7 protein-coding genes and 1 pseudogene are annotated in these 11792 nt (G+C 36.7%); 6 read left to right on the forward strand and 2 right to left on the reverse strand.

Annotated elements, in window-relative coordinates:
• The first annotated feature begins 65 nt into the window (after nt 1-65).
• The 5 genes from HMPREF2877_RS04390 to msrB all read left to right on the forward strand — a co-directional run bounded on the left by HMPREF2877_RS04390 (nt 66) and on the right by msrB (nt 8141).
• The gene (locus HMPREF2877_RS04390; RefSeq protein WP_070578800.1) at nt 66-2540 is read left to right on the forward strand and encodes a dynamin family protein; all 2475 of its coding nucleotides are present in this window, start codon (nt 66-68) and stop codon (nt 2538-2540) included.
• A gap of 19 nt (nt 2541-2559) precedes the next feature.
• Nucleotides 2560-6072, forward strand: a complete 3513-nt coding sequence (locus HMPREF2877_RS04395; protein WP_070578803.1) for a helicase HerA domain-containing protein — start codon at nt 2560-2562, stop codon at nt 6070-6072.
• Complete coding sequence (locus HMPREF2877_RS04400; protein ID WP_070578806.1) at nt 6072-6665, forward strand: HNH endonuclease; 594 nt, start codon at nt 6072-6074, stop codon at nt 6663-6665. The genes HMPREF2877_RS04395 and HMPREF2877_RS04400 overlap by 1 nt, the downstream gene beginning before the upstream one ends.
• The gene (locus HMPREF2877_RS04405; protein WP_049528082.1) at nt 6662-7039 is read left to right on the forward strand and encodes a hypothetical protein; all 378 of its coding nucleotides are present in this window, start codon (nt 6662-6664) and stop codon (nt 7037-7039) included. Before HMPREF2877_RS04400 ends, HMPREF2877_RS04405 begins: the two co-directional genes overlap by 4 nt.
• Before the next feature lie 151 nt (nt 7040-7190).
• Complete coding sequence (gene msrB / locus HMPREF2877_RS04410) at nt 7191-8141, forward strand: peptide-methionine (R)-S-oxide reductase MsrB (RefSeq protein WP_014632964.1); 951 nt, start codon at nt 7191-7193, stop codon at nt 8139-8141.
• An 881-nt stretch (nt 8142-9022) separates the two neighbouring features.
• On the opposite strand, the gene HMPREF2877_RS04420 is transcribed toward msrB, so the two are convergent.
• Entirely contained in the window at nt 9023-10372 is a 1350-nt protein-coding gene (locus tag HMPREF2877_RS04420) for an MATE family efflux transporter (RefSeq protein ID WP_070578809.1), read from the reverse strand.
• A gap of 64 nt (nt 10373-10436) precedes the next feature.
• On the reverse strand, nt 10437-11270 hold the full coding sequence (locus tag HMPREF2877_RS04425; protein ID WP_014632966.1) for a helix-turn-helix domain-containing protein: 834 nt from the start codon (nt 11268-11270) through the stop codon (nt 10437-10439).
• Between the two features lie 133 nt (nt 11271-11403).
• Here HMPREF2877_RS04425 and HMPREF2877_RS11220 point away from each other — a divergent pair.
• Nucleotides 11404-11792, forward strand: a pseudogene (locus HMPREF2877_RS11220) (ABC transporter ATP-binding protein); the annotation flags it as partial.

Raw genomic sequence — 11792 nt, forward strand, 5'->3', positions numbered from 1 at the left:
AGCGCATACAGAAAACCGTTTGCTGTGATATAATACACTTGTATTATTAAATAATCGGAGTAATTATGAATAAAATTAAAGTTGTAAGTAATCCTTACGAAAAGACAGTAACTTTTAGTCGTTACGACTTATCTAGTGAAAGTTGGATAACAATAAATAGTGAAAATAACTCAAATAGTAAGTTGGTTTCAGCTGTTTTTCAACGTGGCTTTTTTCCTTTTAAGGTATATGATATTTTAAAAGAAATTGAAAATGAGTATTCTGTTCCAGATGAGAAACTTGAAATAATTTTTGAGGGGCCAAATGATGAGAAGCAACAGTTAGAAGAAGCATTAAAAGATGAGCGCTTTTCAAATATTATTTTATCATCATCTACAAGCTATTTAGAGAACGCACGTGACGTTCTGCCAGAAATCAATCGCATTTTTAGAAATCTCGAGCCACTGATTATAAAGAATATTGGAGAGAGCAATAAGGAAATTGAAGCACAGTTAAAACGCTTTTCGGATGCTTCGGGAGATACGGTTCCTATATGTGTGCTCGGAACTTATAGTGCAGGAAAGTCGACCTTTATTAATGCCTTGATTGGACAGGAATTACTTCCAAGTGCTGAGACTCCAGTGACCGCAAAAATCTATAAGGTCACAGCTAGTACTTATGAGGATCGTGCTAAAATCTCTTTTATATTTAAAGATGAGAGAGTTGGTCTCAGTTTCTATGATGATCAAGTGTTTTATGATGGATTAAATGAGACTGATGCATTTGGTAAGGAAATAAATGAAATATTGAATGAATCCTTTGATTCTATCATATCAAAGCTACATGCAGTTTTAGAAGTAATCAATGATTTTGCTGACGAAGGCGTTGGAGATTTAATCGAAATACTTGTCCCATTTTCAAAAGGTATTTTAGGAGATGTAGGTTCAAAAATTACGATATTCGACACTCCAGGTTCTAATTCATCAACTAATAGTCAGCATTCAGAAGTCCTAGCTAATGCCATGGCTGGTATGTCAAATGGCTTGCCAGTCTTTGTTACTGATAGTAGTTCCTTAGACAGCACTGATAATAGTAATTTAAAAGAAAAGCTTATTTCAGTAGAAGGCTTAGATGAACGGTTCACAATGATTGTGGTTAATAAGGCCGAGGCAGCAGATTTGAGCTTGACAAATTTTAAACGTGATTCATTTAGAAATAAGATTATGAATCAAGCCGTTCCTAGAGAGTTGTATGCTCAAGGCATTTATTACGTTTCATCAATTTTAGGACTTGGAGCGAAGTTAAATGGGCATTTAGAGGGAGAATTCTACTCTGAGCAATTTGATACTTATAGAGAAAAATACTCAAATCCTGAAACAAAATATTATAAGAAGTTGTATGAGTTTGACATTCTTCCAAGACAAATGTCTAATACAGTTCGAGCAACTGCTGAAAAAAGTTCCGACCTTATTTATGCAAATAGCGGTTTATTAACCATTGAGGATTCTATTAAAACCTTTGTTGACCGCTATTCACACTATGACAAGTGTCAACAGGCAAAAGCTTTATTAGATAAACTACTATTGAGAACAAATGCAGTAATTACAGAGAAAAACGAAGATTTACGTAGTAGAGAGGCAGAATTAGAGGCTAATCTTGATGGCCAAAAATCTGTCATTGTTGAAAGATTGAAATCCACTTCATTATCCCAAAAAAATGACCTTTTGATTAAGTATCCAAAGGAAATGAAGATTTTCCAAGAACGTCTAATGAAACAGATTGAAAAAGGGGATGTTCTAGACCGTTATAATGAAATACACAAAGAGATACTCTCATTAAATCCAACTTTAAATTTAACTGAGCATCAACAAATTGATATTAGTAATCTAAAGTTAGGAAATATCAGTAATGAGGTTAGTAACTATTTCAGTGTTACACGTGAGAACAAGACAAAGAAAATCAACTTAGAGAATCTAGCTTCTGCACAAACAGTCGACTATTTTAGAAATAAATTTGTAGAAGAACTTTATTTTTCAAGGATTGAATTTGAACGTATTTCTAGCAGTTTTTGGTCTAATCATGCTTCTGAGATAAAATCTCATTTTGAGCGTATTATTTCAGGTGATTTGGGACTTGAACCAGAAAAACGTCAAAAGCTTTCTCAATTGATTCTATCTTATGAAGAGATAGATTTTACTCAATTAAATCTTGAAAAGTTTAGTAAAGAAGAACTTAGTTATGTATTTAGATTGGGAGACTTTACTTTGAAATCAAGTAAAGTTAACGCATCTGGCCTTAAGAGGACCTATAATGATTTATTTAAATCAAAGATGACAGAATTTGCAGGAAGTATTTGTTCGGAACACGAGAAAGCTTTTAAAATTTGGCTAGTAAATCTTACAAGTATAATTGTTCAAAATATCATTGAATTTAGTCCAGAATTAAGTGCTTTGAATACGAAAATTCAGAGAACAAGAAACGAAGTTGCAAGCTTAGAGGAGCAGCAGCAACAAATTGAAAATTATACTAACCAGATTAAACAAATGATTACTTGGAAATAGCTTTTTGTAGGTGAATCGTATGGGAATAAAAAACATTATTAATAAGGCAGGAGCTAAGGCTGCAGACAAGGTTGCGAAACTTTCAGCTTTGAGCCCTGAGCAACTCAAACAAGTTGAGGAGCAAAGAGAGAAATATCTGGCTGATCAACCTAATATTAGTGATGAGGAATTAACGAATCGTTTATTAGCTTCATGTGGAGTAGAAATTTTCAATTCGTATTTGGAACAAATAAAAGAACTTTATGTTCCTATAGAAAATAAGGTAGAATTTGGTACAGACTTTCAGGAATCATATAATATCAGGTATTTCAATATCACAAAATGGGTCGTTGACAAAAAAGAAAATAGTTTAGAAAAACTGGTTAATGTTTATGAAGTACTTTCTAACGAGGACTGTAATATTGCTCTCGTCTTCAATCGAACTGAGACCAATACAGAAGTTTTTCTAGCTGTAGTAAATACTAAGAATGATTCTGATAATGTCAATGTCGAAAATTATCGTAAGCGATTGTTAGAAGCCATTAAAGGTAACTTTCCTGGATCTACAGTTCAAAATGAGAGGGGAATTGGAAGGATACCTTGTCTAGCAAACCCTAAGCCTTATTCGGTGGCAACGGTGTCTAATTTACCAACTGCCAAATCTGAAAAATTTATTAGCCAAACCATTGAAAAATTGATTGATGGCATCATTCCGTCACAACCATCCGAAAACTATACCTTAATCCTTTTAGCAAGTCCTATTCAAGATATAGAGAACAGAAAGTTACGTTTATCTGAGCTATTTTCAGCCTTAGCGCCTTATGAAAAATGGCAAACCAACTATACTTTCACTGCTTCAGATGCAACGACCTCCATGGCTACTTTTGGAGTCAATGTTGGAGCCAGTGCTGGTATCCAACATGGTAAGAATCAGTCAGTTAACCAATCTGCTGGTGATACGCAAACAAGCGGTGAATCTCAAACGGATTCGTCTGGACAAACGGATGGTACCAATACATCTCATACAGATGGTACAAATAAAGGATCCACAACGACGGGAACAGTTGGAATGAGTTCTAGTTCAACTACAAGTGCTAGTGTTACTGCGGGTTCAAGTGCAAGCGTTGGTACAGCTGGTACTAAACTGGGAACTAACCACAGTGTTACTGCAGGAGTGAGTGAGACAGTGGGAGTTAACACTAGCCTTAGTCAGGCACTAACAAAGGGAATTTCATCTTCAGACACTATCGGTCAATCGACCGCAAAAACTGTTAGCCGTGCCCTTGCTAAAACTGCTAGTCGTGCCCTATCACAAACGGTTGGACAGACCTTGGGCTCTTCAAGTGGTGTTAACTTAGGTTCTAATATCGGTGCTAATTTTGCGCGTGCCTCAAATGTGACTGCGACAGTCGGTAAGAATGAGGGAATCACTCAGTCCTTTACCAATCATAATATTTCTCACGCCCTTAAGGTCCTTGAAGAACAGATGAAACGTTTTGAAAAAGGAACGGCTATGGGCATGTGGGAGTTCGCTGCCTATGTACTCAGTGAGGATCAAAATATTGCGAATAATGTTGCTCACACTTACTTAGCTTTGACCCAAGGAGAAGAGTCCTTTATGAGTCAGTCTTCGGTTAATTTATGGAGAGGGGATTTAGGTGAGAGCAGTGGTGACGCAGAGGAGATTGTAGCATACCTAAGAGAATTACGTCACCCTTTATTTGGATTGAACCCTAATTTGCTATTAGCTGATTCAACCTTTAGTGTCTACCCATCTATCGTGACATCAACAGTACCTCTTACTGGTCAAGAATTAGCCTTTTCATTGAACTTCCCAAGAAAATCTATTCCTGGACTACCGATATTAGAGTGTGCAGAATTCGGCCGAAATATTGCTAAATTTGATGAAGAAGATGTTACTGATAAGATGCTTCATTTAGGTGATATTTTCCATATGTATCATAAGGAAGATGTACCAGTAAATCTGAACCAAAACTCTTTAGCCTCTCATGTTTTTGTGACAGGTAGTACGGGATCTGGTAAAAGTAATACGATTTATCAACTCCTTAATGAAGGCAGAAAGAATGGCTTGAAATTCCTAGTTGTTGAACCTGCAAAAGGAGAATATAAGCATGTCTTTGGTAATCACGACGATGTTTCAGTTTATGGAACGAATCCTCAGTTAACACCATTGCTGAGGTTGAATCCGTTTAGTTTCCCTAAAGAAATTCATATTTTAGAGCATCTAGATAGACTAGTTGAAATTTTCAATGTATGTTGGCCGATGTATGCGGCTATGCCAGCTGTTTTAAAAAAAGCTGTTGAACAATCTTATCAAGATTGTGGATGGGATCTTCTTGAATCAAACAACCCTTATGGTAGACTCTATCCAAATTTCAATGATATAGCAGATAATATTAAGACAATTATTGATTCCAGTGAATATGATGATGAGAATAAAGGTGCTTATAAGGGAGCCTTACTAACTCGAATCGAATCTCTGACAAACGGTATTAATGGACTTATCTTTTCAAATGATGAACTCACAAATGAACATCTATTTGATACGAATGTCATTGTTGATCTCAGTAGAGTTGGTTCCACTGAGACTAAATCCTTGCTAATGGGTATTTTGGTATTGAAGTTGCAAGAGTATCGCATGACTAATGGGGATATGAATGCAGAATTAAAACACATCACTGTGCTTGAAGAAGCGCATAATCTCTTAAAACGCACATCAACAGAACAAATGTCTGAATCAGCTAATCTCCTAGGTAAGAGTGTGGAGATGTTGGCAAATGCCATTGCTGAAATGCGTACCTATGGGGAAGGATTTATTATTGCTGATCAAGCACCAGGTCTAATGGATTTGTCAGTTATCCGAAATACTAATACTAAGATTATCATGCGATTACCTGATTTTTCAGATCGTGAATTAGTAGGTAAGTCAGCTAATCTAAACGATGACCAAATCATAGAACTCGCCAAATTACCAAAGGGTGTTGCAGCAGTTTATCAAAATGAATGGATTCAGCCAGTTTTATGTAAGGTTGAAAAAGTTGAGCATGATTCTAATACATTTCAGAATACATTTGTAGGAAGTGCTACGTCTAAAAGTTTCAAAGCCAACAATGTCAAATCGGTTATTTTAGATTATCTTATAACAAATTGGATGACCAAAGGTAAGCATGTAGATTATTCTAGTGTAAGTGAATTGATATTAAATTCAAATATCAGTTCAAAGATTAAAAGGCTTCTTATGGAAGTCAATGATTCTAGCGGGGACGTTAATTTGAAGAGTTTGAGAGAACTTGTGTATGAATTGCTAGATGCCAATAGGGCAATCGAGAAATCAAAGGATGAAGACGATATTCATGATTGGGTTGACACTGTTGTACATAACTTCCAACTACCTATCGAATCTTACCCTAAAGAAACGATTAATATCATCTTGGCATTGGTAATTGAAGAACATCAGTTTCGAGATTCCTCTTACGAAAATCTATTTAAACGTTTTGTAGAAGTTCAAACAAAAGAAGGGGGCGTATACTAATGGAAGGAAAAAATCTTGAAGCTGAAAAAAATACTGCCGATAATTTTAAAAGTATTCTCCCAAAGGATAAATTGTCTGGACAAGACATTAAAAATTTTACAAAATCACTATTTAAAATAAATGACAATAATTTTGAAAAGCAATTTATTCCTAGCACAAATGGTAACTGGACTGGTGAGCCTGGAAATTCGAAATGGATTCCTGATCCAAACTATGTCCCGCAGAATACACAAACTAATCCAGAACAGAAAACGATTAAGGAAATATTTCAACCATATGGTATTGATGGAATTACCTTTAAAAATTTTGAACCAGATTTTACACCTATAGCTAAAGAAAGCTTTAAAATAAAAAACTTTTCAGAAAAAAGGAATAAAAATTTTAAACAAGGTGATTTACAATTAGCTATCAAAATGGGAGTCAGTCCCGAAGAGGCAAAAGCTTATAGAAAAGAACATAGGCTAACCTATCATGAAAGAAGTGACATGAAAACCTTAGATCTAGTACCTATAGATGCCCACGGTGCAATTCCACATAAAGGTGGAATTGCGAAATGTAAAGAATTAATTGAGAAGAAAGGTAATGAATCATGATAGAGTCAAAATTTGGTGAATTAGAATTTGATTTTGGGTATTACACCAAGCTTGAAGTAAATTTGTTTTCACAGTCTCAAATTGTGCCAGTTGATTTTTCTGCGTATTATGAAAATGATGGTATTACAGAACAGCAAGAGTCGGTATATTCTCAGTTTTTAGAGGAAAAAGATAAACAGTTAGAAAAGCTTCAAGCCCTGTTGATAGCTGAATTTGGTATTGAAAGTAAACAGAGATTTAGTTTAAGTGAATTGTACATCGAGAGAACTGGAGAACTAGCATTCCTATTTGATGATTCTGAAAATCCTGATGAAGGAATTGTTGTCCAGTTGTTACCTAAGGTATTGATTACCAGTCAATCTGTTTATTTGTAGATTTATCAAGGTAATAAAGTCATCTATTTGAATCCTATCACACTTGTGATGGGATTTTTTCTCCCTCAAGTCACTATAAGTGCGAAATCTTCTCAAAAGCGTTACACTTAAGGCGTGGAGATGAAAGTATCTATTGAAGGGAGTGTTAAAAATGTCAAATCTAAATAATCATACTATCTATCTTGCTGGTGGCTGTTTCTGGGGTGTTGAGGAGTATTTTTCTCGCGTACCTGGTGTGCTTGATGCGGTTTCGGGTTATGCCAATGGCCGTAGTGAGACAACTCGCTATGAGCTTATCGGTCAGACGGGCCACGCTGAAACCGTTCAGGTGACCTATGATGCTAGCAAGGTATCCTTGCGTGAGATTCTGCTACATTTCTTCCGTATCATCAATCCTCTGAGTAAAAACAAACAGGGCAATGATGTGGGTAGCCAGTACCGTACGGGTGTTTACTACACGGATGTAAATGATTTATCGACTATCGAGCAAGTTTTCCAAGAAATGACTGAGCAATACGGTCAGCCTTTGGCGGTTGAATTGTTTCCACTTCAGCACTTTATTCCTGCTGAAGATTATCATCAAGATTATCTCAAGAAAAATCCTAATGGTTACTGTCATATCAATGTCAATCAGGCAGCTAGTCCTGTTATTGATGCTAGTGCTTATCACAAGCCAAATCGGGAGGAACTTAAGGAAAGTTTGAGTCCAGAAGCCTACGCTGTGACTCAGGAGAATGGAACAGAACGGGCCTTTACGAGTCCGCTTTGGAATCAGTTTGAGCCTGGGATTTATGTTGATGTGGCAACTGGTGAGCCACTCTTTTCATCCAAGGACAAGTTTGATTCAGCCTGTGGTTGGCCAAGTTTCTCTAGACCCATTAGTCCAGAGGTAGCCAACTACAAGGAAGACCATTCGCACAATATGGATCGTATTGAGGTACGTAGTCGTGTGGGTGATTCTCATCTTGGGCATGTCTTCCCAGATGGGCCAAGAGATAAGGGTGGCTTACGCTACTGTATCAATGGTGTAGCAACGCGATTTGTTCCTAAAGCTGACATGGCAAAAGAAGGCTATGCTTACTTGCTTGATCAAGTGAACTGATTAGGTATTCTGAAGGAATAAATTACTTATTAAAAAGAGGTTGGTTCCCCTTGGTTCTAACCTCTTTTTTCATGACAGAAGAAGTTGTAAATGAGATGAAAGCCTTTTAAAGCTGACATAGAATGTGACCTAACCATTCAGGATAAAAAAGTGACCTTTCATTACATTTTTTAACAATTTGGGCAAAATTGTTTTATGTTTCAAATAAAAAAATAGTACACTATAATAGTGAGAAATCTGACAAGTGTCAATATGTCCTTCTCCTTAGCTTTTGCTGGTTTTGGCGTCTGTAAACATTATTGTACTTTGTGTAATAATGAGTCTTCCCAACCTCCCAATATGATTTTATATGTCTTAACTTACCTTAACAAGACTAGCAAGAGATACTAAGATATTTCCTTAAGAATTAATGACAGCACTTGTTAGATTTTATGATAACATTCAGATAGTCCTAAGGACTATTTTATTGTGCGAAACCTTTGTGACGGAGATTATTATGGAATGGATGAATAAACTAATCATATTAATAGCCATTTGTGTCTTGTGGTTCTGGTCTTTTCTTTTACTTCCTAAAACAGGGGAGAAAGTAGTTTATTTTTATCATTTCCTAGCTCTCTGTGGTTTAGTCATGATTTATGGTGCCCTAGTTGATCCAGCTGGTCTCTGTGATACTTTTTTCAATATTAAACATCTATGTTTTCATTAATGCATCCAGTTTGGTAATAGGTCAGGAAAATCTGAATATAATTAATCACTCATCAAAAGAAGCTTTCTGTGTATTGGTAACAGTCTATCTGTTTTCAATATGCAGGAGGTTTTTTTCTGTATTATCGAGATTTGAGCATAGAAAAAGCAGTCTGACAAGACTGCTTCAGGGATAATCAATGTTGTGATTCGTAACGTTTGACGATTCTATTTAAGCGCCATTGGTAACAGAGACCACTGACGATAAGGCTGGCAATCAGGCCAATCCAGTAACTGTAGGGACCTAGCCCAGTGACTTTTTCAAGCAGGAAGCCTACTGGGAAGGTGATGCCCCAGTAGGCTAGGACACCGAGATAAAAAGGCACCTTGGTATCCTTGTAGCCACGGAGGATTCCTTGAAGCGGAGCCGCAAAGACATCTGCCACTTGGAAGAAGAGGCTATAGGTCATGAAAATGGCTGTCATTCTCAAAAATTCAGGCTCATGCCCATAAAGTTCAGCCAAATCATAGCGCAAGAAGTAGAGGAAAATCAAGGTAAAGATAGAAAATCCTAGGGCTGTCAATCGTCCCAGCTTGCTGTAGCTCTTGACCGCATTCATGCGTTTAGCCCCAAATTCGTAGGAAATAATGATAGCCATGGCACTGGAAATACTGAGAGGAAAGGCGTACATGAGATTTGAGAAATTCATAGCTGCCTGGTGACTGGCAATCACTAGGGACGGATATTTAGACATAACCAAACCAACACCTGAGAAGATAGCGACCTCCGCAAAGACCGTTCCACCAATAGGGAGACCCAGTTTAAGTGCCTCAAGTAGAGCTGTTTTATTAAGGGGTTGCACCTTTTCAATGTGGTAGGGCTTAACTTTTTTATGCTTTCTGATAACCGCAATGGAAATGAGGAGAAGGGCCCAATAAGCCATTGAAGTTCCCAGACCAGCTCCAGCTCCCCCTAACTCTGGTAGACCAGCAATGCCATAGATGAGGAGGAAATTGAAGAAACCATTGAGAGGTAGGAGCAAAAGCATGAGATACATGGAGAGGCGCGTGAGGCCAAGCGCATCAAGGAAGGAGCGAACCACGCTAAAGAGTAGAAGGGGGATAATACCAAGACTCAAAAAGCGTAAATAACCAAGGGCAACCTTTCTGACCAAAGGCTCCAAACCTAAATGATTCAAAACCAAGGGTGCCCCTAGAAAAACGAGGGCAAAGAGGATCAGTGATAGACCCAAAGCCATATAAAGAAATTGATAGAAATCAGGTGCCACTCGGTCCTTGCGACCTGCCCCTAGATGGTGTCCGATAATAGGAACTAGGGCAGAGACGATACCTGTTAAAAAGGTGAAAAAAGGACTCCATAAACTCGTTGCCATGGCTACCCCCGCCAAGTGTAGGGCATCGTATTGACCAGTCATGGTAGTGTCCACAAAGGCTGCCGAGAAGTTAGCAAACTGATAAATCAGTATGGGCACAAAAATCTTGAAGAAAACAAGGAATCGCTCACGGAGAGAATGTGTTTCGTGCATTCTGTTTTCCTTTCTAAATTTTTCAAATTATAGACTTTATTGTACAACTGTTATCCAATAAAGTCTATAATTGACAGAAGGTTTGATCCCATTCTCTCAAATTATCGTCATCACCAATAAAAGCCAAGTAGTGGAGAATTTCTTTATGTATAATCTTTCCCATATTCTTATCGATAAATTTATAAAGGTATGCAGCTTCTAGCTCTTTAAGATAGAGTTTTTGTAACATGAAATAATCTGGGAATTGAATAGTTTTTAGTTCGTTTAAATAGTAATCACTATCTTCTTGATTTCCATAAAGAATGATTTGGAAAATACAACGACTGATAACATCTAAAGTGATTCGATCTAAATTATTTCTAGGATTTTTACCGAGAATTGATAGGAGTTCTTTAATGTAGATTGTTAGAGCATCTTCTGTGAAGATATCCTTTACCATATCCAGTAAATCAATATCAAGAAGTGTCCAAATATCAATCGAAAAGAAGTAGTTTTGAAGTTCTGTAGCAATATCTTGGTTAACCGGCTGGTTTTGAAGTTTTGAAACCTGACAGGTAATACAAAGACTAATCAGATAATCGCTATAATTAGTTTCTCCTAAAATGCGAAATCTTTCTGCGACTTGCTTTAGTGCTTCAAAATCTAGATTATTTGAGGCTTGATTGTATTGATTAGCAAGTTTTATGTAGGTTTCGTCCACAAGATATTCTTGTCCGAAAAATTCATTATATTCGACTTTTAGGTGTTTTAAAAGTTTGAAAAGAATATCATTTGAGAGTGATGTTTTGTTATTTTCAAAGTCCGAAATACTCGCTACAGATCCGGCCACTTGAGCGAGTCTCTGGATAGTATATTTTCTCTGTTTGCGAATCTGCTTAAATTTTTGACCTAGTTCCATATAAAATTTCCTTATCGGATTTCCGAAATTTCAATAGTTTAGTAGCATTAATAAACTAAAATAATAGTATCAAATGGAAGGAGGTAAAAGCAATGATTATTGAAAAAAATAAATCAGTTGCTGTGTTACAATGATGGTTAAATCTATTAAGCTACTTCCTAAAAAGGAAATGGTACTTTATATCATTTTTGCACTTCTTTATTCCTGTCAAGGAATTGTTATTCCTATAATTATCCAGATGGCAGGTCATTTAGATAGCGGTAATAGTCGGGATTTAATAGTTTTTACATTTTCGGGCATTTCTCTTTGGGTGGCTATGTACGCTTTTATGTATATAGAGAATATTCTGCTTCGTTCTATTATTAGGGCGTTTAATGTAAGACTATCAGGGAATATTTTGAAGAATTATGCTGTCTTTCCTAAAAAGAACTCTGATTCTGAGCTTTGCTCACTCTTGACACAAGATCTTGGAATCGTAGACCAGGAGTTCCTTCAATCTTTTCTTATCTCGCCAGTGTGGGG

It is taken from the genome of Streptococcus sp. HMSC072D03 (assembly GCF_001812855.1).
Lineage (GTDB): Bacteria > Bacillota > Bacilli > Lactobacillales > Streptococcaceae > Streptococcus > Streptococcus salivarius_D.

Bases quoted from the DNA above. Each gene is read 5' to 3' on its own strand.
- HMPREF2877_RS04390 (WP_070578800.1), top strand. From the start codon at position 66: ATGAATAAAATTAAAGTTGTAAGTAATCCTTACGAAAAGACAGTAACT.
- HMPREF2877_RS04395 (WP_070578803.1), top strand. From the start codon at position 2,560: ATGGGAATAAAAAACATTATTAATAAGGCAGGAGCTAAGGCTGCAGAC.
- HMPREF2877_RS04400 (WP_070578806.1), top strand. From the start codon at position 6,072: ATGGAAGGAAAAAATCTTGAAGCTGAAAAAAATACTGCCGATAATTTT.
- HMPREF2877_RS04405 (WP_049528082.1), top strand. From the start codon at position 6,662: ATGATAGAGTCAAAATTTGGTGAATTAGAATTTGATTTTGGGTATTAC.
- msrB (WP_014632964.1), top strand. From the start codon at position 7,191: ATGTCAAATCTAAATAATCATACTATCTATCTTGCTGGTGGCTGTTTC.
- HMPREF2877_RS04420 (WP_070578809.1), bottom strand. From the start codon at position 10,372: ATGCACGAAACACATTCTCTCCGTGAGCGATTCCTTGTTTTCTTCAAG.
- HMPREF2877_RS04425 (WP_014632966.1), bottom strand. From the start codon at position 11,270: ATGGAACTAGGTCAAAAATTTAAGCAGATTCGCAAACAGAGAAAATAT.